The sequence below is a fragment of the Rheinheimera sp. NSM genome (genome assembly GCF_052380015.1).
Lineage (GTDB): Bacteria > Pseudomonadota > Gammaproteobacteria > Enterobacterales > Alteromonadaceae > Alishewanella.
Window position 1 is genome coordinate 252,888 of record NZ_JBQTCI010000003.1, and the last position, 22,838, is coordinate 275,725.

Sequence of the window (22,838 nt, forward strand, 5' to 3'; positions counted from 1 at the left end):
AGGATCTGAAGATGTTATACCTGAACAGTCAAAAAATACCCGAACTTGCCGGGTTAAGTTTTTCCCAGCGCATGGAGGTGATCCGCAAAGCCGCCGACAACCTGCCGGTACCAACCAAAATTACCCTGAACATTATTAAGTTGCTGGTATTGGTACCGCTGTTTTTACTCATCGCCCGCGCTGAAGGCTGGGCCATTGCCGGTTATATTGTGTTGTTATTGGTAGCCTACCCTGCTATTACCCGACCGCTAACCTTTGCTTTATGTCGCAAACACTTTGCCACAGTGCGCCGGCAGCTGTTTCCGTCCTGAGGGCGGTAAGCAGCAACATAGCCGCGTTTTTCCTGCATTTTAGCCGTTAGCACCATGCTTAGGGATGACAAGCCCCGACAACATCTGCATAATCCGCTGAGCTTCAGCAATACCAAACGAAGCAGATAATTCTAATAATTCCGGGGATCCCATGACTACAACTGACACTGTTGCGGTGGCGAACGCCAATCAGCCGCAATTTCTCGGCCATCCGGTCGGGCTTTACGTGTGCTTTCTCACTGAGATGTGGGAACGCTTTTCGTTCTACGGCATGAAGTATCTGCTGTTGTTATATTTAACAAAGTATCACTTGTTCAGCGATGCCGGCGGCCTTGACGTACTGGGCAGCTATGCCGGTTTAGTGTATGCGATGCCGGTTATCGGCGGCATGCTGGCCGATCGCTACTTAGGTATGCGTAAAGCCGTAACCTTTGGCGCAATTTTGCTGTGTCTGGGCCATTTGGGCCTTGCCTATGAAGGCTTTCAGGCCTATGTGCAAGACGGCGTAATAGTGCAGGATACCGGCGCTATTCAGGTGTTTTACTTCTCGCTGGCGTTAATCATTATGGGTGTCGGTTTTTTAAAACCAAACATTTCCACCATAGTGGGCCAGTTGTACGGTAAAGAAGATGCACGGCGCGACTCCGGCTTCACCATCTTTTATATGGGTATTAATACCGGCTCTTTTATTGCAACACTGTTGGTCACCTACATAGGTGAAAGCTATGGTTGGGGCTATGGCTTTGGTTTAGCCGGTATTGGTATGGTGCTGGGTTTAATTGTGTTTCTGGCCGGGCAGAAATACTTATATGGCTATGCAGAACCGTCCAACCCGATATTGCTCAAACAAAAGCTGTTTGCCGGCATTGACCGCGAATGGCTAATCTATCTGGCGACTATTCCGGCATTGTTTGTCGTTTGGCAGCTGGTGCAATATAACCCGGTAGTGCACAACACCTTACTGGGTATGTCATTTGTAGTATTAGTCGGCATTATCTGGTTTATGGTTACGCAATGTACCAAAGAAGAGCGTGACCGCATGATGGTGCTGATAGTGCTGACCATTTCTACCGTGGTGTTTTGGGCGCTGTTTGAACAGTCAGCTTCGTCTATGACCTTATATGCCGACCGTGTAATGGACCGCAATGTATTTGGTTTTGAAACCACTGCCGGCCAGTATGGTGCGTTAAACCCACTGTTTATTATTACATTGGCACCGTTTTTTGCCTGGCTGTGGATTTTCCTGGCTAAGCGCAACATGGAACCGGGTACATCGGTGAAATTTGCGCTGGGTATTATTCAGGCCGGTTTGGGCTTTGGTGCTTTAGTGTTGGGTGCTCAGTATCCAAATGAGGCCGGCATGGTTGGCGCCGGCTGGATGGTATTGGCCTATATGCTACACACTATGGGCGAGCTATGTTTATCACCGGTAGGGCTATCGGCGGTAACTAAGCTGGCGGTACATAAAGTGGTTGGTGTAATGATGGGTGCCTGGTTTTTGGCTACGGCGTACTCAGAATTATTAGCCGCTCAGTTGGCGAAGCTGGCAGCAATAGACATACCGGCCGGTGAAGTAGTTGAAGTAAGCGTTGCCCTGGCTGGTTACACTGAGCTGTTCAGCTTTTTGATGTATGTTGGTCTTGGCATCGGCGTGTTTATGCTGCTTATCAGCCCCTGGCTGAAAAAACGCATGCACGGCGTGCATTAACGCAAAAAGGGTCGGCACTGCCGACCCTTTTTATTTAAGGTGATGTAAAGATAATTTACTGGCCGCGCCGCCTTATGTTATTGGCCGCGCCACTGCGCATGACACAAAGCTTCATGTTTTTCGCGGCTTAGCAAAATGCGGGCTAACACCATATCGGCTGCGCCGTTTTCACCGGTTAAACCAATTTGCGCTTCGTAGTGCAGTTCCGGCTCCAGGTCCTGCATCATCATTTCTACCCAGTCTTCGCCCGGGGTTGCCAGGTCGACATAGCCACGCGCTTCATAGTGTTGCTGGTAAAGGGTGTAATCTTCTGCGCTCAGGTTTTCTGACGCCAGTTCTTCAAAAATATCAAACGCGTGGTCACATAACTCGTCCAGCGTCCACAATTCTAAGTCTTGCATTAATGCTCCGGTATTTTTTGCCAGTTTATGCGATGTCGGAGTAGCTGGCCGGTTAGAACCTGCTGCGCACAGCCGAAGAGTGTCTGAGCGAGCGCCCTGCGTGAGCGACAAATTCGTCTGGAACGAATTTGAACAGCTACGCTGGTCCGTCAGGACGAAGGGCAGGAGCCCTAAGTAGTTGCTTCGGCGAGCACAGCAATGTTGTAACGCAAGGCCGGCTAAACACCAAACCATCTGGCTGAGTAACGTTATTATGCCCGCCAGTATAGCAAGGCTTTGCCGAAAACACTGCTGTGCTGCTACACTGTCGGCCTTTTTTCCGGCCGGAAGTTGCTATGTACCTGTGTCCGCTGTGCCATAACCCGCTGGCGCTTAATGATAAACAGTATCAGTGTGCCAATCGTCACAGCTTTGATATTGCCCGCGAAGGTTATGTTAATTTACTGCCGGTGCAACAAAAAAACTCGAAAGACCCAGGCGACAACAAAGAGATGATGTTAGCCAGGCGGGCCTTTTTGCATGCCGGCTGGTATGCCCCGCTGGCGCAGGCGGTATGTGACACACTAACCCCGCTGGCAGCACAAAGCATATTAGATACCGGCTGTGGCGAGGGTTATTATACGGCGCAGGTTAAACAAGCACTGCCGGCGGCGACAGTATATGGCGTTGATATCTCTAAAGCGGCGATTAAATTTGCCGCCAAAGCCAACAGCGCTATTCAGTTTAGTGTGGCCAGTGTGTACCAATTGCCGTTTGCGGCGCAGTCTTTTGACGCCATAGTGCGCATTTATGCGCCGTCTAAACCGGAAGAGCTGCAACGGTTGTTAAAACCGGGCGGCCATCTGGTTACGGTAACGCCGGGCCCGCAGCATCTGCTGCAAATAAAACAAGCCGTATATGACACGGTGCGGCTGCACAGCGACGATGTGGAAGCCATTAACGGTTTTAGCCATTTGAACCGGCAACGCCTGCAGTATCAGCTGAGTTTCAGCCAACCGGCAGACGTGCTGGCACTGATACAAATGGTGCCGCTGGCGTGGAAATTCAGCACAGAGCAAAAACAACAATTTGCCGCCACGCTGCCGCAAATTGATGTCGACTTCCTGGTAGATCTACATCAACGCAGCGACGCGAATGTTTAGTGTTTAGTGTAAATCCGGTAGCTCCAGGCTGGTAACGTCAGGCTACTGTCAGCACTAAACTCTGCTTCCTCAGCGGTTAAATACTCCACATACCGGCCATGATGCAAGTGCTCTTTAAAGCTAACGTTTTGTGTTTTATCACTGAAGTTAAACACAGCAAACACTTTATCCTTATCATTTTGCCGCACAAAGCTTAATACCTGCGCTGCTTTACTGTTATGTACCGGGATCATCCGCGCTCCCCAATCCGCATTCCACAGCGCAGTGTTGGCCTTTTTCAGCGCAAACAGCTTTTGGTATAACACGCCGTTATCGTGCCGGATAAAATCACCGTTTTCATCGTGCCATTTAATAGGATCACGCTCAAAAAACGCCAACCGCCTACTATTGCCTACTTCCTGGCCGTTGTAGATCATCGGCATGCCCTCCCCCACTACCGACAAAGCCATCACGGCCGGCAAGGCATCGCCGAACATCTCAAATTCGGTGCCTTCCCAGGCATTTTGATCATGATTACTAACACCCAGCATGCGCATAATATTTTGCGGGTAATATTTTTCGTTCCATGAGTAATACACATAGAGTTTATTTACGTCCGCATGGCCCTGCGCTATAGCATGCACGGCCTGATGCCAGGTCCAGCCGTAAGTCATATCGAACGCTCTGGCGTGAAAGTCACGGCCTTCAAACTCAGCCAGCATAAATACCGGTTTTATGCTATCCAGCTCCTTACGCACCCTGTTCCAGAAGTCCAGCGGCACAAAACCGGCAACATCGGCGCGAAAGCCGTCAAAACCGACCTCCTCTACCCAATACTTCATGGCTTCTGTCATATACTTGCGCAGGCCGGGTTGGTTGTAGTCCAGCTCGATAATATCGCTCCAGTCCCACCAGGGCGTAGGGCGAAAATCACCTTTCCAGTCACGGATATACCAATCGGGGTGCTCTGTCACCAGGTTATTGTCCCAGGCGGTATGGTTAGCGACCCAATCCAGAATCACATACATGTCCAGGGCATGGGCGGCATTAATAAAGGCTTTTAAATCGGCCATGCTGCCAAACTCCGCGCTTACTCCATAGTAATCTTTAACCGAGTATGGGCTGCCAAGCTGGCCTTTGCGGTTAACCCCGCCTATTGGCTGCACAGGCATCAGCCAAAGAATATCCACCCCCAGCGCTTTTAGCCGTGGCAGTTGCAACTGCGCAGCAGCAAAGGTGCCTTCAGGCGTAAATTGGCGGGTATTTATCTGATAAACAACCGCATTTTTGCTCCACTGCGGATGCTTTACCTGAACATAAGCTTGTGGCTGATAAGCGTTGTCCGTTAGTTTTTGCGAATTGCTGCAGGCGCAAAGCAAGGTAGCCGTAGTGGCAAGCAGCACCAACCGGCGCCAGCGCTGTAATAAAGTGAGTTGGTGTCGCATACCGCTCCCCTGTCATTTGAACATCAGTCGTGTTATCGCTCTGTATCGATTAACATCAATAGACGTTGCAGGGCAATGTCTCAAGCTGAATACGTATTCAGCCAAACTGGTCAGCTAAGTGCCCGGGCGGACATGTACAGAAAAACGGCAGGTTTAATCCTGCACTGTGGATAAATCAGTATCGGCAACGTCCGCCGTTTGTTGTTGGCGAATAGCGGTTAACATACCGGACCAAAAGTAAGTGCCAAGCTCGTTAATCATATTAGATTCGGCATTAATCAGCATGACCAGGCCCAATTGATGCTGGCGTGAATAGGCTATTTCAGCACGGTAGCCCTGCACCCAACCGCCATGATATATCAATTCATCCTGGCCAAATTGGTATACCCGCCACCCCAATGCATAGTGTGCATCGGTTAAATAACGGCGCCACTCTTTGCGACGCAGGTCGCGTCGGGTTTTAACGCGCTTACCGGTAAGCTGCCGCAACAGTTCATCAGAAAATACCGCGGGGTTATGGCCCAGTTGGGCAATCAGCCAGTAACCAAGATCTATAGCGCTGGCATTAACGCCGGCAGCGGGACCAAAGCGGTAATAACTTTCGGCCACTTTGCTTTCATGCCACTTACCCCGCGCTCTGACATGCGGCATAGCACGGTTTTCTGTACTGAAAAAGCCATCCAGCCCTACAGATGCGGTAGGTAACTGCAGTGGTGTAAAGATGCGTTCCTGCATTAATTGGGCGTAACTTTTGCCGGTAGACTGCTCCAGTACCGGCTCAATTAAACTAAACAGTACATTCTGGTAACCATAGCATTGGCCTGGCGGGCACAGGGGATCAATTTTATTAAACTGCGGCAGTATGCGTTCCAGCGGTACGTTGGCTTCAATCAGGTTGTCGTAGGCATTGGGCATAACACCGGTACTTTGCGACAGTAAATGCTCCAGCTTTAACTGGTTATTATAGCGCTTGGTTTTAAACGAGAAGCCGGGTAAATAATCCACCAGCTTGTCATCCCAGCTAAAATGCCCTTCAGCCGCCAGAATACCGGCGAGGCCGCCGGCAAAGGTTTTAGACACTGAGGCAATACGAAATACCGTATAAGGGTCTACCGGCTCTGTGCTGCCTTGTTGACGTGCGCCAAATCCGGCAGTGGCAATAATTTTATTGCCCTGCACTATCGCATATACACCGCCCGGAATAGCATGCTGCGTTAACTGGCCGGCAAAGTGCTGATCAAAATCCGCGATCAACGGTGCCATATAAGCATTGCTTAACGCAGTGTCTGCAAAAGCAGCTGCACTGCAACAGCTCAATATGATTGCTGAAAAAAACTGTTTCACCCTGTATTGTTATCCGTTGTTATAGGTTACACCTGCAGCAACCCGGCCGCGCATTGTAAGAACTTTAGCCCGGCTTGCCAAGCCGGCGCCAGCCCAGCAAGCCAAGTATTGCTAACCACCATGCACTGCTGCTACCGCCACCACTGCTGCCGCTATCACCACCATTATTGCCACCGTTGCCTCCGCTTAACGGATTTACCGTTACCGTAACAGTATCGGTGCTGCTGCTAATGCCATCATCGGCAGTAAAGCTAAAGCGTAAAATAGTGACACTACTGACAGCCGGCGCAGTAAAGCTGCTGCTCAGCGCTGTACTGTTGCTAAGCGTAACAGCGGGGCCGGCGGTTTGCTGCCATTGATAGGTTAACGGGTTAAATTCTGCATCTGTTGCTGTCGCCTGCAACTGCACCGGTGCGCCACTGACTACCTGCTGCGCCGCACCGGCAGACACTAACGGTGCCGTGTTAGTGCAATCAGTGTTAACCTCCAGCTCTTCTAACCCGGCCAGCCAATCGCCAAACTGTTGATTAACCGGCGCACAAAGCTCTGTACCGGCGAAACTAAAGGCAAACAGCTGTGACAACCCGGTGAGTGTTTGCGGCAAGGTACCGGAAAAGTTATTGTTTGCCAGCCACAACACCTGAAGCTGCGACAGCTGACCTAACCCAGACGGTATAGCGCCGGACAGCTGGTTATCCTCAACAAATAAATGCTGCAAAGCGCTGAGATTGGCAAGCGCCGGCGGCAATTCACCGCTAAAACGGTTAAATGACAGGTCCAGCGTAACCAGTGCCGACAGGTTCCCCAGTGCTGCAGGAATAGTCCCCTCCAGCGCATTATTCCAAAGATCTAATCTTTGCAGCTTGCTCAATTGCAATATTGCCTGCGGGAAAGTGCCGGTTAAACTGTTAAAACTCAGATCCAGCCTTTCCAGTTGCGTCAACTGAGAGAACCCGGCGGCGACAGAACCGAACAGGCGATTATCATCCAGTTCAATTGCCGTGACACGGCCACTACGGCAGGTAATACCATACCAGGCGCAGGGGAAAATGGTTGTTAACCAGTTGTCCTGCCGCTGCCAATTTTGCCCCTGCGTATCGTAATACAGCTGTACCAGCGCATTACACTCCGCCAGCGGAATTTCACTGACATTATTATCTGTACAGTAATTATCGTTGCGGGAAGAAACCTGCACTACGCCATCGGGGAAATTCAGCGTCGTCGCAGTACCATCAAAGGTCCAGCTGCCGCTGTAAATGCCATCACCGGCATGGATATCGGGGGTTACTCCATTGTCTGCAATGCTCACCGGCGTTGCAGCAAGGCCCTCTGTCACTGTGGCCGCTATGCTGTTGCCATCACAATCAATACTTAACAGCTCAATACGAATGCTGCTGTTTGCGGCAACATACAGCGTATCCGTTGCCGGCAGCATGCGCCGTTGCAATTGTTGATTAACGCAGTTTAATGCACCGCTTTGGCCCGGGCCACTGGCTAATAATAAGTTGCCGCTGGCGGTTTGCTCTGCTAACAAGGCATCTGCCGCCGGCACCCCGGACGCTAAAATACGCCCGCGGAGTTGCTGCATTGTCAGCGCAGGCTCAGCAGCTTTTAGCAACGCCGCCACACCGCTCACCATCGGTGATGCCATAGAGGTACCCGATGCCAGAACAAAGGCATTGTCTTGCGGCCCGTCATTTACTAAGGTCGTAGATAAAATCGCCACGCCCGGAGCTGAAATATCCACCCAGTCGCGGCCATAGTTAGAAAAGTCTGCTTTTACGCCCTGCTCGTTATGCGCAGCCACACTGATAACATTGGGTAAGTTGAAGGCAGCCGGGTAAAATTTTGCCTGGGTACTGTCGTTACCGGCACTGGCAACAAATAGAATACCGGCAGCATTGTGCTCAGCAATGGCGTTATAAAGCGCCTGAGAATAAGAACCGCTGCCCCAGGAGTTATTGGTAGCCACGATATTGATGCCATGGTTTTGCTTTAAATCCAGCACGTAATCCAGACATTTTATGGCATCGCTGACAAAACCGGAGCCATTCACATCCATAAAGCGGCACGCCAGTATTTTTAACTGCCAGTTAATACCGGTAATACCTTTATCATTGTTGCCGGATGCCGCAATAATGCCGGCAACTATAGTACCGTGGCCGTCGTCATCCATAGGATCAACGCTGTTGTCAGCCGGGTTAATGCCATAGATATCATCAATATAACCATTACCGTCATTATCAATGCCATCAGCAGCCGTCTCGCCCGGGTTCTGCCAGATATTATCCACCAGATCACCATGCGTGTAATCGATGCCGGTATCGATGACCGCCACCACCACCTGATTATCACCGGTAGTTAAGTCCCATGCATCCACCGCATTAATACCGCTACCGGCCTTTAAATGCCATTGATCTGCAAAGCCAGGATCATTCGGTACTGCCGTTTTATACACACGCTGATCGCGCTCTACTGCGGTAATGCCCGGCAAGGCACTATATTGCGCTATAGCAGCAGCAATATCGGCATCTGCCGGCAACGCAACCACCGCCAGTTGCGGCAGATGGCTAAAGTAATGCAGCCTGGTTTGCTCAGTATCATGCACTGCGACACCTTGCACCCGTTGCAAATCAGCACGGCTGGCAGCCACCTGAGGTTCAAAGGTAAGAATAAGGCGTTGCTCAGCAGCGTGCAGCTGACAAGCCCCGACAGATAACAGCAACACAGCTGACAGCTTACTCACAACAGACCTGATCATAACATTCCCCTTATTGCGCAACACGGCACACGGTTCTTGCTATAGTACGGCATTATTCACAAAAAAGAGCAACTGTTTATATAAAGTCTGTTGTTAGATTAACCTTGCCGGCATTGCAAAGGCTGTTGCGCCGGGCTAATCGCCAGCAGTTGCCCCTTGTTGTTACTGACAAACTGCACCCATTGCTCTGCGTTAATTGCCGCAGGCTCAAGATTGGTTAAGCTAATCTTTGCCAGCAGGTTATGATCAATACTCAACAACAGATCGTCACACACACTGATCTCCCAGTCTTGCTGTTGCCGGCGCAACAACCCGGTTTGATAGTGGAAATGTTCGCTCTGCGCCCTGGCGGTAAGATAATCAGCTATGCCATAACCGCTGACGCTGTTGACAGAGCCGACAACGCCCTGCTCTGCTTGTGCTGATAAACTGTGGCGCTGCACCTCTTTATATTGATGCTGCTCCTGCTGTTGTATCTGCACTATATGGTAATATCCGCTTTGCGCTGCCGGCTCACGCTGCAGCATCACACCAAGCAACAGCACACCACAGACACTCATTGCCAGCTGCATATTGCGCCATAAGCCCGGCAGAACGGGTTTAGTGCGTTGCTTTGCCCGTACAGCGATAGCATTAAGCACAGCCCCCGGCAGCGGATGCTTAGCTTTATTGTGCTGGTATTGCTGTTGTAATTGCTGTTCAAAGCGCTCAGGTGTTGTCATTGTTAACTCCGGATAACTGCTGCAATGCTTGCTTAGCGTAGCGCAGCCTGCTTTTAATGGTCTGCGCCGGTTGCCGCGTTATTTGGCTGATTTCAGCCAGCGAGAAGCCTTCCAACTGCAACATTAGTGCTTCGCGTTGTAAAAACGGCAATAACAGCAACTGCCGGTTAAATTGCAATTGTTGTTGCTGCTGTTCCAACTGCTGCAGCGGACAAAGCAACTCTGCCAACGGCTCTTCTTCAGACTCTTGGTACTGCCAGCGTTGTAACCGCCGCAGTTCGTCTAACAACCGGTTACGGCCGATACTGAACAGCCAGGTTTTAAAGCTGCTCAGGCCAAGAAAATTGCCGCGTTGCTCCAACAGGGTTAACCAGCATTGCTGGCTGATATCGCCGGCCAAAGCGGCATCAGACTGTTGCAATAAGAAGTAGTACAAATCGTTACCGTGCAACGCGATTAATTGCTCCAGATAACACGAATCAGCACTGTCGCGATACAGGCTGAACAACTGCTCAGCACTGTATTCCGGCGCACTGCTGCGGGGTAGGAAAAAGCTCAATGCCATACAACCACTCCTTGTGCTTAAGCTTAATTTTCAGCTTGGTCGCTGTGTAAGCTAAAATCAAGTTGCACCTGCAAATTAGTTTGCTTTATTGCTTTTCCGTCAACTACTTGCGGCTGATACTTCCAGCGCCGCAATGCCCGTATCGCTTCACGGTTAAAGATATTACCAGGCTCGGCAGCCAATACAGTGACATCTGTCACCGCGCCGGCCTCATCTATGCTAAAGCTCAGCTTTACCCAGCCGGAAATACCCTGCCGCGCTGCATCCACCGGGAAACGCGGCTCAACCTTGACCAGAGGTGTCGCGCCGCGATTACCCTGCTGGCCACCGCCGGGCAAACCTTTGCTGCGCGGCAACACCGGCGCGACAATGTCCACCGGGCCAATACTGATCCTGTCCGGCACGTCTATCGGCGGCTGCACAGGTTCAATATTACGTATCACCGGCTCAGGCTTAACCGGCGGCTGCGGCCGGACAATAATATCGCTGTCTTGCGCCGCCACCGACAGTTCTACCGGAATAGCCGGCGGCGGTATCAGCCGCGGCCCGGTTGCGGGTTTAACCAACTGTTGCATCAGGCTAAACAGCAGCGCGGTGATCAGTAAGGCAGCGCCGCCACTGACAGCCAGTTTGGCAACAGGATTAGATGAAACAAAATCAGAGTGAGTCAGCAGCATAACCATTCCTTATTGTTGTTAATTACTGATAAGACGTTTGACAGACAACTAAGGGGTTAAGCCAGCACACATTTTTTTGCCGTGCCTTTACCCCCGTAGCTTTACGACGTACTTTTGCGCCGTACCTTTACAAAACCTTTACCCCTGTTGACTTTGTCCGGCCGGCGCAGCTGGTTATAGTAAGCAGTAACAACTTTATGGAGTAAAAGTAGTGCGTTATCTGATGTCAGCCGTTGTTGTAATTGTTGTCGCTGCCGGTCTGTGGCTGTTTGCCGGAGCTGAGCCGCAACAGGTGCAGTATCAAACTCAGGTTTTGGCCAGGGGCGATATTGAAAGTGTGGTAAATACTGCCGGCACCACCCGTGCTGTGGTAACCGTAGAAGTAGGCACTGAAGTGTCAGGCCTGATCACCGAGCTGTACGTCGATTTTAATGACGACGTAAGCCAGGGCCAGGCCATTGCCAAACTGGATGACCGCAGCTACGTGGCACGTTTACAGCAGGCGCAGGCCGATGTGGTAATGGCGCAAGCCAACCTGGCACAGCAGCAGGCAACGCTGAGTAAGTCGAACACGGAATTAGCACGGGCAGAACGCGCCTTTACCCGCCAACAACAGCTGGTGCAGCAAAAACTGACTAATCAAAGTGAATTGGATGAAGCGCAGGCGGTATTTGAAACCGCACAAGCGCAAATTTTGCTGGCCAATGCACAAATCCAAAGCGCGCAGGCTCAGTTGTTGCAACGTAATGCTCAGTTGGAACAAGCACAACTGGATTTAGACCGCACCACTATCCGCTCGCCGGTAAAGGGTACCGTGATTGACCGTCAGGTAGATATTGGCCAAACCGTAGCGGCCAGCTTATCGGCACCAACCTTATTTACCATAGCGCAGGACTTGTCACAGATGCAGATTGAAGCTGATGTCGATGAAGCCGACATTGGTAAAGTGCAACAGGGCCAGCAGGTGCGGTTTCAGGTTGATGCCTACCCGGAGCGGCAGTTTCGCGGTGACGTGGCCCAGGTTCGCAAAGCGGCCACTAATACCAATAATGTGGTTACCTACAAGGTAATTATTAATGCGCCGAATCAGCAGCAACTGTTGCTGCCCGGCATGACCGCCAATTTAAATATCGTGCGCGGCCAACAAACACAGGTATTGCGGGTGCCAAATGCCGCGCTGCGCTTTAAACCGGCCGGCAGCAGTAATAACCCAACCGCAGGCGAACGGCCGGATCAGGCTGCGGAGCTGATTAAACAACTGCAGTTAAGCGCTGATAAAGCCGCTAAGGTGCGCCAACTATATGATGTGCTCAGAGACAACCTGCAACAAGCCCGGGCGCAAGGTGCAGACAACCCGATGGCCGACGCGCGCCAGTTGTTCGCCCGCGAGCGGCAAAAGCTGCAAAACGAATTACAACTGCTGCTATCGGAGCAGGAGTATCAACGCTACCTGCAGCTGAGCAATGCACGCCGTGCAGAGCGCCGCCAGGCAGACAACGGCACTGCCGCTCAGGTTTGGCGGCTCGACAGCGCAGGTCAGCCACAGCCGGTGAATATCCGTATTGGCCTTAGTAATGATGAGTACAGTGAAGTGCTCAGCGGTGATGTAACAGACGGCGATGCGCTGATAGTGCGTGCAGTAAGGGTGGACTAAGCATGACCACAGCAGTTATTGCCACCCGCGCGCTGGAAAAGCACTACCAAATGGGTGGCCAGCATTTACGTGCGCTTAAAGGTATAGATATCAGTATCGCCAGCGGTGATTTTGTCGCGGTAATGGGCCCTTCCGGCTCGGGTAAATCAACCTTTATGAATCTGCTGGGATGTTTAGACTCACCCAGCCTGGGACAAATTCTATTACAGGGCGAAGATGTAACCACCTTAAGCGCAGCGCAGCTGGCACGGGTGCGCAACAAATATATCGGCTTTGTATTTCAGCAATTTAATTTGCTGCCGCGCACCACAGCACTGGACAACGTGATGCTACCGCTGCTGTACAGCACTACGCCAAAACACCAGGCGATAAGCCGTGCCACTGAATGCCTGCAATTAGTTGGCCTGGCACAGCGTATGGATCATCATCCGTCGCAGCTGTCCGGCGGCCAGCAACAACGGGTTGCTATAGCGCGGGCGCTGGTAAACCAACCGGCGTTACTGTTGGCCGATGAACCCACCGGCGCGCTGGACACTGAAACCGGGTTGGAAATAATGCAGCTGTTTCAGCAGTTACATCAGCAGGGTAAAACCATAGTACTGGTAACGCACGAGCCGGATATTGCCGCCTTTGCCAGCCGTCAGCTGGTATTTCGCGACGGTGAGCTGATCTCAGACAAGCGCTCACAACCACAAAGCGCCGCAGCGGCGCTGCAACACTTTCGTCAACAACGGCTGGCGGAGACAGCACCATGAATAGCTTAACCTTGCTTAACGTGGCTGCCGTGGCGCTGCGGGTGAATTTGCTGCGCAGCATTTTAACCATGCTGGGCATTATTATCGGCGTAGCGGCGGTTATTATTATGCTGGCACTGGGCGCCGGCGCGCGTTATGACGTAGACCAACAGATTAAAAGCCTCGGCGGCAATGTGTTTGTGGTATTTGCCCGCGGCCGTTTTATGGGCGGCGCCCGTGAAGCCAGTGGCAGCAGCCAGGGCTTAACCGAAATGGATGCCTTGGCAATTGAACAGCAAATTCCGCAGGTGAATGTGGCTGCACCAACGTTGCGCGCCAGTGGTCAGTTGATTTACGGCAACCTGAACTGGGCGCCGGAAATTCATGGTGTGGATAACCGCATCTATGCTGCACAAAGCTGGCAAGTTGTTGAAGGCCGAACCTTTAGCGACACCGAGTTAAATACCGCGGCCAGAGTGGCGGTAATAGGCCAGACGGTAAAACGTGAGCTGTTTGGTGCCGGCGACGCCCTGGGCCAAACGGTGCGGGTAAATAAAATGCCGGTAACCATAATAGGTGTGTTGAACAGTAAAGGCCAAAATACCCAGGGCAACGACCAGGATGATCTGATCTTTATGCCGTTAGATACCGTGCGCAAACGTATTGCCGGCATGACGTTATCCAGCCCTAAAGCCATTCGCGCTATTATTGTGCAGGTAGAAGATGAGCGCGATATGGCCGACGTTGAGCAACAAATGGACAGCCTGCTGCGCCAACGCTTGCGCAGCAGCGACAGTGAGCCGCCGTTCCGGATCCGCAATTTGTCAGAAATGATTGCCACCCGCTCAGAAACCATGCAAATCTTCAATGGTTTGCTGGCCGCGGTGGCGTCGGTGTCATTGCTGGTGGGCGGCATTGGCATTATGAACATTATGTTGGTGTCGGTAACCGAGCGTACGCGCGAAATTGGCCTGCGCATGGCGGTGGGCGCCGAGCCCAAAGTGATCATGAAACAATTTTTAATCGAAGCGGTGCTGTTGTGCGGCCTCGGCGGTGCCATAGGTTTGGCGCTGGCGGTAGCGGTTAGCTTGTCATTGCAGTACTTTGCCGGATTTACCGCTATTATTGAGTTGTATGTGGTACTGATGAGTGTCGGCTTCTCCTGCCTGATTGGTATCTTTTTCGGCTACTACCCGGCCACCAAAGCCGCAGGGTTGCAGCCAATAGATGCGTTGCGTTATGAGTAAGGCTGCCGGCCCGCTTATCAGACTTTAGTCTCATCCGGCAGCGGCTGAATTGACAGCTGCCGGCTTTTTCCCAACACTGCAGCATCTGTAGTTGTTTTTGTTGCGATAAGAGACGCTTATGCAAAACATCAAACTTAAACCTGTGCTGTTGGTATTGCTATTTGTCCTGCTGCAAACGGCAGCATTTGCGCTGAGTAACTCGGCCGTATGGCCTGTGTTGCTTGGGGCGGCGCTGTTACTGCTGTACCTGTATTGGCTGGCAGCAAACAGCACTGCCGTAACCGGCGCAGATGGTTCTCTCTCAGACAGTAAAACGGCGCTGGCGGACACGGCAGATAAAATTACTGCCGCCACCTCTAATATGGCGATTGGCTCAGCGGAAGTGTCGTTTTATATTGATAGCCTGATTAAAGATATTCAGCACAGCAGTGAAGACAGCGGCAAAATTGCCGATGTCAGTAATATGCTGGCCAGCACCAGTACTGAACTGACCCACTCGTTACAATCTATCGGCGCCACCTTGCAACATACCGCCAATGCCTCGGCGCAGGCCGATACTTTGCTGAGCAACTCGGTGAATAATATCAATAGCCTGGTGCAGGCCGTAAGCCAGGCGGCACAGGACTTAGAACAACTACGCAGCAGCAGCGACAATATTCAACACATTACCGAAGTAATTAATACTGTCGCCGGGCAAACGAACTTGCTGGCGTTAAATGCCGCCATAGAAGCGGCGCGGGCCGGAGAACAAGGCCGTGGTTTTGCTGTAGTAGCAGAGGAAGTCCGGGCACTGGCCGGTAAAACCGCCGCGGCTACTCAGGATATTGCCGCTATGTTGGCCGATATCCGCCAGCAAAGCCAGCATACCGCCAGCCAGATGCAAAGCCTGCAGCAAAGCGGCACTGTGGTACAGCAGGAATTAACCGGGGTGGCGACCGGTTTTGCCGACATTAACCGGCAAATTGCGCAATCATCCGACACCTTCGGCCAAATTGAACAAGCCAGCAGCGAACTGAACCGCACCAGTGTGGCGCTGGCACAATCGGTAGACAATATCAGCCGTACCTTGCAAAGTATCACTGATAAGGGCCAGTCTGTTGCCGGCCAGGCCATCAGCTTATCCGAAGAGACCGAAAGCATTTACCGCGAGCTGAGCAGCCTTAGCAGCCACAGCTTTTACAGCGACATTTTACAAGAAGCGCAGCAAGCTGCAGAGCAGATTGGCCAACTGTTCAGCCAGGCGATTGCTGATGGCAAGTTGACGGCGCAAAGCTTATTTGCCGAGAGCTACCAACAAATCAGTGGCAGCAATCCGCCGAAATACCATACAGGTTACGACAACTTTACCGATCAGCAGTTTCCGGCGATTCAGGAGCCCATTTTAACACGGCACGCCAATGTGCTTTATGCCGGTGCGGTGGACAGAAAAGGTTATTTCCCGACGCATAATAAAAAGTTTTGCCAACCTTTAACCGGCAATTACGACAAAGATTTGCTGCAAAACCGCACCAAACGGATTTTCAGCGACCGTACCGGCAGCCGCTGTGGCAGCCATACCGAAACCATGTTGTTGCAAACCTATAAGCGTGATACCGGCGAGATTTTACATGACTTGTCAGTGCCGGTTTATGTCAACGGCCGGCATTGGGGTGGTTTTCGAATTGGCTTTAAGCGGCACTAAACCGGCGTTTAGTGCCATGGCCGCTACAGATCATCCAGCAGATCGTCGAAAATATCTTCATCTACTTCCGGCTCTTCCTGCTGTGGCGGGTTGCCGTCGTAAATTTTAAACTGTTGACGCTGATAATAAGACTCTTTGATAAAGGCATAAGGGTCGAGCGACTCTTCCAGCAAGCTTTCCATCGACATTAACTGTTCACGGCTGTCCAGTGCCCCAATTAAAGCCCGCGTCAGCGTTAGCGGCGTATTAAGCAGGCCCAACGGGAAATACAGGTTATCTACCAAACCGCCGGTGGTGCCACGCACTGTGGTTGGCCCCAGCGCCGGTAGCATCAGATAAGGGCCGTCGCCAACACCCCACACCGCCAGCGTTTGGCTGAAATCTTCCTGCTGTTCAACCAGGCCAATTTTGGTGGCCACGTCGAATAAGCCAAATAAGCCCAGGGTACTGTTCACAAGGAAGCGCCCCGCGCTCACCGCAGAGCGGGATGGCTTGGCTTGTAACATACCATTTAAAAAGCTGGCCGGTTCACTGAGGTTATTTGCGGCATTAACCAGACCTTTGCGCGCCGGTTTCGGCACTACGGTCATATAACCGACGGTGGCAGGGCGTAACAGGTAAGCATCGAGAATGTCGTAGTTAAAATCCCACAATGGCCGGTTGATGGTTTCCAGCGGGTCGCGCGGGTCGGTATAGCCGGCGGGCGCACTGCTTTGGGCTACGGCCTGCTCCGGTGCCACTGGTTTAGCGGCACAGCCCGATAACACTATCAGCGCTGCAGTCAATACAACATAGCGCACAGAAAAAGATCGCATACTAAGGTTCCAGTTTTAATGTTATTGACAGTGCGTCCCGGCCGAAGCTTAATACGTCAGACACAGTCTGAATATCACCCGGCCGTTGCTCTACTGTACCGGATAACGACATACGCGCCACTACTTCTACCTCGTCGGCATTGGCCAAACTCCAACCGCTTTGCATCGCCATTTGTTCGGTTAATACCAATTGCACTTCCCCCTGTGGCAGCGGAACACGTTGTACCGCCAATGGCAAGGCCGCGCCGCCAACAGCACGGGCAAACAGGAATAAACTGGCATCCGGGTTAGCTTGCTGCAGTTGCGGCGCCACATATAAGTTCACCTTAATCTGTCGCCCGGCCGCAGGCTCTGCTGCCCCCAGTTCAGCAAGGCGCTGCTGCACCGCGGCATAACGCGGATCCTCTGCCGGCAATTGCTTTAACAGCATTTGCCAGGCCGTGATGGCCTCTGCCATATCGCCTTTTTCGTAAGCTATCAGCGCCATTAATGACAAGGCATCGCTGTTTTGCGGCTCACGGCTCAGCACCCTGGCCACAGCACGCCCGGCTCGTGCCAGGCTGTTATCGTCACCCAGCAGGATCAGCGCCTGGGCATAACTCAGCAGCAAGGGTGGGCGCTCCGGTGTCAGTTTCAGGGCGCGCTCAAAGGCATCAACTGCTTGCTCAACCGCACCCTGCGACATGCGGATCCGCCCTAACAACATCCAGGCGACAGCATCGTCACCTTCGTTTGCCAGCCGGGTACGTAACGCCAGCGCAAATAATTCCACTTCCTGCTCTGATAACGGCTCGCCCTGATTTAACAAGGCCCGCTCACCGTATTGTTGCAAATGCTGCTGCGCCAGTTGCCAATCCTGCAACTGCCGGTAATGGCCGTTCAGTGCGTACACGCCGCTAACAACTATAGCTACCAGCACCAGCAACACCGCCGGCAATGGCCAACGCGCGCGGTTATCTTGCTGCACAAGGTTGTGCTGCTGCAATAAAAACTGGCTTTTCAGCTCTTGTGCCGCGCTGTCAAAATCCTGCTCTGCCAACTCGCCGGCATCGCGGGCCAACGCCAACAATTGCAGCCGTTCTTCAAACAACTGTGCCGGGGTTTGCAGCGGCAACTGCGCACTGCGCCGCGGCCAAAACAAACACAATGCCGTTAACAGCAGCATGGTTAAAGCAGCAATAAATAACGGCCACATCATGGTTTTTTACTCCGGTAACGCTCAATCAGCTGATCCAGTTCGGTATCCAGCCCCTGCTGCGGTGTTGCAGTTGCCGGCGGCAACTGCTGCTTGCGCCGGTACAAGCCAACGCCAGCCAGACCGGTTAATAACAGCAATGGCGCTAACCATAACCACAGGGTAAAACGGTTGAATGGCGGTTGGTAATGCACAAAATCGCCATAGCGGTTTTTCATATAATCCAGCACCTGCGTCCTGTCATGGCCTTCGCGTACCAACTGATAGGTTTTTTGCCGCATATCTACCGCGACAATAGCGTTGGAGTCAGCAATATTCTGATTCTGACATTGCGGACAACGCAGCTCGGCCGTTAACTGCTGATACAACTGACGTTCGGCTTCATTGTCAAAGCTGAGGATTTCATCTGCCTGCACGCCCGCCATGCCAAGCAACAGCAGCAAGCTGAGTATGCTTGTTATCAGCTGCTTCATGGCTGGCTCCATTGCTGATACAGCGGTGCCAGCTTAGTGCGCCACACCTGTGGATTAATATCGCCGATATGGTGCGCCCGCACTATGCCGTTGGCATCGACAATAAAGGTTTCCGGGGCCCCGCTTACGCCTAAATCCAGGGCTAAACTGCGCTCAAGATCGAGAATATTAAATTGATACGGGTCGCCATGCTGCGCCAGCTTTTGCGTCACATCCTGTTGCAGTACCGCTAAGTCAAACGGCGCATCAAACGCCGGGTCGCGCGGCAGTTCGTAGTACAGGCCGACAATTTTTACGCCCATAGCACGCAGCTCACTCAGGTAGCCAAGCTCAGCATTACAGGTGGGGCACCAGGTACCCCAGACATTCAGCAAAAAGGTTTGGCCTTTTAACTGCTCTGCTGTCCAAATCTGCTGCGGTTGCATTAAGTCGGCCAGCGCAAAATCCGGTAAGGCTTTATTTAAGCTGGCCGACTCGCGCTCACGCGGATCAGAAAACAAGCCACTGAGTAAAAACAGCGACAAGGCCAAAAATAATGCCAACGGCAAATAAAACAACACTTTACGCATCAGCTTGCTCCAGATTCTGCGGGACAATTTTGCGCCGGTAACGCTTATCTGCCAGTGCCAACAAGGCCCCCAGTGACATTAACAGGCCGCCAAGCCAAATCCAGCGTACGAAAGGTTTCACCTGAATGCGCATTGCCCAGGCATCGCCAGGTAATTCTTCGCCCAGCGACACGTATAAATCGCGACTTAAACGGGCATGTACCGCAGACTCGGTCATAATGGTGCGCTGAATACGGTAGAAGCGCTTCTCAGCATGCAAATGCGTGACATAACGGCCGTCTTTGCGCACATCAAGCTCGGCAGCCTGGCCGCCAAAGTTGGCGCCGTTTAACTCATACACGTCGGTCAGCGTGAAGTCATAGCCGGCCACGTTGGCAGTATCACCCTCCTGCATGCGTACATCGCGCTCTATGGTGTAGGTTTTGGTCATCGCCACGCCAACTACCAGTACGGCAAAGCCGATATGGGCCACTGTCATGCCGTAGTGGCTGGCGTTTAATTTAGTTATACCCTTGCTGACAGAGCCAAACTGACGGATACGCAGTGCCACTTCTGCCAGCGCAGAAATGCCCACCCAGGCCCCCAGCAACAAGCCCATCAGCGCCAGGTTGGCCTGCACACTTTGCATGCTGGCCATAACACCCAGCGCCAGCGTTAAAGCTGCCAGTGCCAGCAAGCTGAACGGTTTAATCAGCGGTGCAACCTGCTGCTGCTTCCAGCGCACCCAGGGACCTAACCCCAGCATTAACGCAAAAGGTATGGTCAGATAATAAAACATCTGGTTAAAAAACGGCTCGCCGATAGAGATTGACCCCAAACCCAATTCTTTGTGAAACAGCGGGAATAAGGTACCGAGAAACACGATTAAACAAGCGGTAAGCAGGAAGATATTGTTGCCCCACAGCAGCATTTCGCGGGAGAACAACTGATAACGTGCCTGGCTGCGTACAGAGTTCATCCGCCGGGCATACAGCAATAAAGAACCGCCGACTACCAGTAGTAAAAACACCAGTAAGTACATACCACGGCCGGGATCAGTGGCAAAGGAGTGCACCGATACCAATACACCGGAGCGCACCAAAAAGGCCCCGACTAAACTGAGCGCAAAGGCAGCCAGTGCCAGCAATACTGTCCAGCTTTTAAAGGTACCGCGCTTTTCAGTAACCGCCAGGCTGTGAATTAATGCCGTACCGGCCAACCAGGGCATAAAAGACGCATTTTCTACCGGGTCCCAGAACCACCAACCGCCCCAACCCAGTTCGTTGTAGGCCCACCAACTGCCGAGCATAATGCCCAGAGTTAAAAACAACCAGGCGGCTAAAGCCCATGGCCTTACCCAGCGCGCCCAGACACTGTCAAAACGGCCGCTCATTAACGCTGCAATAGCAAAAGCAAACGCCACGGCAAAACCGACATAGCCCATATACAGCGTGGGCGGATGCAGAATCATGCCAAAGTCCTGCAGTAAGGGGTTAAGGTCGCGCCCTTCTACCGGATAAAACGGCAGGCTGCGTGCAAACGGATTAGACATAAACAGCGAAAAAGCGATAAAACCAACACAGATAATACCGAGAATCGCCAGAATACGGCCTTGCAACAGCAACGGCAACGCTTTGGAGAACTGCGCCACCAGCGCGGTCCAGCCGGCCAGCATCAGCACCCACAGCAGCATAGAGCCTTCATGTGAGCCAAAGCTGGCGGTGATCTGATAATACCAGGGCAAGGTAGAGCTGGAGTTTTGCGCTACATTAATCACGGTAAAATCGTTAGTGCGAAAGGCGTAAATAAGCGCCAGCATCGCCAGCAAACAAAACACAAACTGGCCCAACGCCAGCGGTTTAGCCAGCAATAACATGCGCTGGTTGGCCACAAAACTGCCGTATAACGGCACTATTGCCAGCATAATCGATAATGCAAAAGCAAACGTAAGCGCCAGCTGACCGGCTTCAACTACCATTTAATAACGTCCTTCTGCTGGCTTAGCCTCTGTACCGTTTTGCTCCGCTGACGACTGCTGTTGTGACGGCGGCACATGGCGAATACCTTTTAATGCTTCGGCCACTTCAGGCGGCATATATTCTTCATCGTGTTTGGCCAGCACTTCAGTGGCGGCTATGGTGGTGGCATCGAGCAATACCCCCTGAGCGACTATACCCTGACCTTCGCGAAACAAGTCCGGTAAAATACCCTCATAGGTAACAGTGACAATGGGCCCGGTATCGACTAAATCAAAGCTCACTTTCAGCGAGTCAGGGTCACGCTTTACGGAGCCCTGCACTACCATACCGCCAATACGTAAGCGCTGGCCGGGTTGCGGTTTAACTTTATCTTTACCCAAGCCATCAACCAACTGTGATGGTGTATAGAACAAGTCAATATTTTGCTGCAACGCATACAACATGGCCGCGACGGCGCCGGTTAACAGCCCTATTACCAGTAATACGGCGAATAAGCGTTTCTGACGTCTTGGTTGCATTAGTCTGTTTGCTCCTGATACTGCTTAACCCGTTGCTCACGCGCCAGCCTGGCGGCCAGCTGATGCTTAAACTGCTTATGCTGGTAATGGCTGTACGCCACCAACCCGGCTAACAGTAAATACGTAATGCCAAACGACAGCCAGACAAACAGGCCGTAACCGCCCATGGCCCAAAATTCCGCCCACGACTGAAAATGCATCTAGTGTCCTCCCGCCAGTGTTTTTACCCAGGGCCGGTGCTGCTCGTTCAGTAAGATGGCATTGCGTAGTCGTAAACACAGCAAAGCCAACATTAAAACTTTAAACGCCAGAATGCTGATTAATAACGGCCATAGCATGCTGGGGTCAATCGACGGTTTGGCAAACTTGGTTATAGACGCGCCCTGGTGCAAAGTGTTCCACCATTCGACAGAAAAATGGATCACCGGTAAATTAATCACGCCGATCACCGCCAGCAAAGAGGCTGCTTTAGCACCGGTTTGCCGGTCTGAAAAGGCTCCGCTTAGCGCTATAACACCCAAATACAGAAATAATAAAATAAGCTCTGAGGTTAACCTGGCATCCCACACCCACCAGGTGCCCCACATCGGCTTGCCCCAGGCCATGCCGGTAAGTAATGCTATGGCGGTATAGACTGCGCCCACCGGGGCCAGCGCCAGCACCGACCACTGCGCAACCTTTACCTGCCACACCAGAGCAATAAAGGCGGCAATCGCCATCGCCGAGTAGGTACCCATCGACATAATGGCCGAGGGCACATGAATATGAATAATGCGGTAGCTGTCGCCCTGCTGATAATCCGGCGGCGTAAAAGCCAGGCCCCAGATATTGCCGAGCAGTAACAACAACACGGCTAACGCCATTAACCACGGATACAGCCGGCCGCACAAATGATAAACGGTCTCAGGCTTGGCAAAAGGATGCAACCACTTAAACATA

At 52.2% G+C, this 22,838-nt stretch carries 22 protein-coding genes; 7 read left to right on the forward strand and 15 right to left on the reverse strand.

Annotation, left to right across the window (positions count from 1 at the left end; genetic code table 11):
* Window positions 1-11: 11 nt before the first annotated feature.
* Complete coding sequence (locus tag ACTZWV_RS10500) at window positions 12-311, forward strand: DUF6170 family protein (RefSeq protein ID WP_444786506.1); 300 nt, start codon at window positions 12-14, stop codon at window positions 309-311.
* A gap of 151 nt (window positions 312-462) precedes the next feature.
* Complete coding sequence (locus ACTZWV_RS10505) at window positions 463-2,019, forward strand: peptide MFS transporter (protein WP_444786507.1); 1,557 nt, start codon at window positions 463-465, stop codon at window positions 2,017-2,019.
* A gap of 77 nt (window positions 2,020-2,096) precedes the next feature.
* On the opposite strand, the gene ACTZWV_RS10510 is transcribed toward ACTZWV_RS10505, so the two are convergent.
* Window positions 2,097-2,420 carry a DUF440 family protein gene (locus tag ACTZWV_RS10510; protein ID WP_444786508.1) on the reverse strand — a complete coding sequence of 108 codons (324 nt, stop codon included), beginning with the start codon at window positions 2,418-2,420 and terminating at the stop codon, window positions 2,097-2,099.
* 335 nt (window positions 2,421-2,755) lie between these two features.
* Here ACTZWV_RS10510 and rlmA point away from each other — a divergent pair, with 335 nt between their 5' ends.
* Window positions 2,756-3,562, forward strand: coding sequence for a 23S rRNA (guanine(745)-N(1))-methyltransferase (rlmA, locus tag ACTZWV_RS10515; RefSeq protein WP_444786509.1), 807 nt, complete (start codon window positions 2,756-2,758; stop codon window positions 3,560-3,562).
* Here the strand turns inward: rlmA and ACTZWV_RS10520 are convergent.
* From ACTZWV_RS10520 to ACTZWV_RS10545, 6 genes are all read right to left on the reverse strand, one after another.
* Window positions 3,559-4,986: an alpha-amylase family glycosyl hydrolase gene (locus tag ACTZWV_RS10520; RefSeq protein ID WP_444786510.1), complete on the reverse strand. Its 1,428-nt coding sequence runs from the start codon at window positions 4,984-4,986 to the stop codon at window positions 3,559-3,561. The genes rlmA and ACTZWV_RS10520 overlap by 4 nt on opposite strands.
* Before the next feature lie 153 nt (window positions 4,987-5,139).
* Window positions 5,140-6,249 carry a serine hydrolase domain-containing protein gene (locus tag ACTZWV_RS10525; RefSeq protein WP_444786511.1) on the reverse strand — a complete coding sequence of 370 codons (1,110 nt, stop codon included), beginning with the start codon at window positions 6,247-6,249 and terminating at the stop codon, window positions 5,140-5,142.
* A gap of 145 nt (window positions 6,250-6,394) precedes the next feature.
* On the reverse strand, window positions 6,395-9,091 hold the full coding sequence (locus ACTZWV_RS10530) for a S8 family serine peptidase (RefSeq protein ID WP_444786512.1): 2,697 nt from the start codon (window positions 9,089-9,091) through the stop codon (window positions 6,395-6,397).
* Between the two features lie 98 nt (window positions 9,092-9,189).
* Complete coding sequence (locus tag ACTZWV_RS10535) at window positions 9,190-9,813, reverse strand: hypothetical protein (RefSeq protein ID WP_444786513.1); 624 nt, start codon at window positions 9,811-9,813, stop codon at window positions 9,190-9,192.
* Entirely contained in the window at window positions 9,800-10,378 is a 579-nt protein-coding gene (locus ACTZWV_RS10540) for a sigma-70 family RNA polymerase sigma factor (protein WP_444786514.1), read from the reverse strand. Before ACTZWV_RS10540 ends, ACTZWV_RS10535 begins: the two co-directional genes overlap by 14 nt.
* Before the next feature lie 23 nt (window positions 10,379-10,401).
* Window positions 10,402-11,055, reverse strand: coding sequence for a TonB family protein (locus ACTZWV_RS10545; protein ID WP_444786515.1), 654 nt, complete (start codon window positions 11,053-11,055; stop codon window positions 10,402-10,404).
* A gap of 223 nt (window positions 11,056-11,278) precedes the next feature.
* Here ACTZWV_RS10545 and ACTZWV_RS10550 point away from each other — a divergent pair, with 223 nt between their 5' ends.
* The 4 genes from ACTZWV_RS10550 to ACTZWV_RS10565 all read left to right on the forward strand — a co-directional run bounded on the left by ACTZWV_RS10550 (window position 11,279) and on the right by ACTZWV_RS10565 (window position 16,371).
* Complete coding sequence (locus ACTZWV_RS10550) at window positions 11,279-12,709, forward strand: efflux RND transporter periplasmic adaptor subunit (RefSeq protein ID WP_444786516.1); 1,431 nt, start codon at window positions 11,279-11,281, stop codon at window positions 12,707-12,709.
* A gap of 2 nt (window positions 12,710-12,711) precedes the next feature.
* On the forward strand, window positions 12,712-13,464 hold the full coding sequence (locus ACTZWV_RS10555; RefSeq protein ID WP_444786517.1) for an ABC transporter ATP-binding protein: 753 nt from the start codon (window positions 12,712-12,714) through the stop codon (window positions 13,462-13,464).
* Window positions 13,461-14,690 carry an ABC transporter permease gene (locus tag ACTZWV_RS10560; RefSeq protein WP_305553572.1) on the forward strand — a complete coding sequence of 410 codons (1,230 nt, stop codon included), beginning with the start codon at window positions 13,461-13,463 and terminating at the stop codon, window positions 14,688-14,690. Before ACTZWV_RS10555 ends, ACTZWV_RS10560 begins: the two co-directional genes overlap by 4 nt.
* A gap of 118 nt (window positions 14,691-14,808) precedes the next feature.
* Window positions 14,809-16,371: a methyl-accepting chemotaxis protein gene (locus ACTZWV_RS10565; protein WP_444786518.1), complete on the forward strand. Its 1,563-nt coding sequence runs from the start codon at window positions 14,809-14,811 to the stop codon at window positions 16,369-16,371.
* A 23-nt stretch (window positions 16,372-16,394) separates the two neighbouring features.
* Here ACTZWV_RS10565 and ACTZWV_RS10570 read toward each other — a convergent pair whose 3' ends face one another.
* Genes ACTZWV_RS10570 through ACTZWV_RS10605 form a run of 8 tightly spaced genes read right to left on the reverse strand, consistent with a single transcriptional unit; the run spans window position 16,395 to window position 22,837 of the window.
* A complete protein-coding gene (locus ACTZWV_RS10570) occupies window positions 16,395-17,186 on the reverse strand; it encodes an MlaA family lipoprotein (protein WP_444786519.1) in 792 nt (263 codons plus the stop codon).
* Window position 17,187: 1 nt separating this feature from the next.
* The gene (gene ccmI / locus ACTZWV_RS10575; protein WP_444786520.1) at window positions 17,188-18,384 is read right to left on the reverse strand and encodes a c-type cytochrome biogenesis protein CcmI; all 1,197 of its coding nucleotides are present in this window, start codon (window positions 18,382-18,384) and stop codon (window positions 17,188-17,190) included.
* On the reverse strand, window positions 18,381-18,854 hold the full coding sequence (locus tag ACTZWV_RS10580) for a cytochrome c-type biogenesis protein (protein ID WP_444786521.1): 474 nt from the start codon (window positions 18,852-18,854) through the stop codon (window positions 18,381-18,383). The genes ccmI and ACTZWV_RS10580 overlap by 4 nt, the downstream gene beginning before the upstream one ends.
* On the reverse strand, window positions 18,851-19,423 hold the full coding sequence (locus tag ACTZWV_RS10585) for a DsbE family thiol:disulfide interchange protein (RefSeq protein ID WP_444786522.1): 573 nt from the start codon (window positions 19,421-19,423) through the stop codon (window positions 18,851-18,853). Before ACTZWV_RS10585 ends, ACTZWV_RS10580 begins: the two co-directional genes overlap by 4 nt.
* Window positions 19,416-21,380 carry a heme lyase CcmF/NrfE family subunit gene (locus ACTZWV_RS10590; protein ID WP_444786523.1) on the reverse strand — a complete coding sequence of 655 codons (1,965 nt, stop codon included), beginning with the start codon at window positions 21,378-21,380 and terminating at the stop codon, window positions 19,416-19,418. The genes ACTZWV_RS10585 and ACTZWV_RS10590 overlap by 8 nt, the downstream gene beginning before the upstream one ends.
* On the reverse strand, window positions 21,381-21,899 hold the full coding sequence (gene ccmE / locus ACTZWV_RS10595) for a cytochrome c maturation protein CcmE (RefSeq protein WP_444786524.1): 519 nt from the start codon (window positions 21,897-21,899) through the stop codon (window positions 21,381-21,383).
* Window positions 21,899-22,099, reverse strand: a complete 201-nt coding sequence (ccmD, locus tag ACTZWV_RS10600) for a heme exporter protein CcmD (protein WP_444786525.1) — start codon at window positions 22,097-22,099, stop codon at window positions 21,899-21,901. The genes ccmE and ccmD overlap by 1 nt, the downstream gene beginning before the upstream one ends.
* Entirely contained in the window at window positions 22,100-22,837 is a 738-nt protein-coding gene (locus tag ACTZWV_RS10605; RefSeq protein WP_444786526.1) for a heme ABC transporter permease, read from the reverse strand.
* Between the last annotated feature and the right edge of the window lies 1 nt (window position 22,838).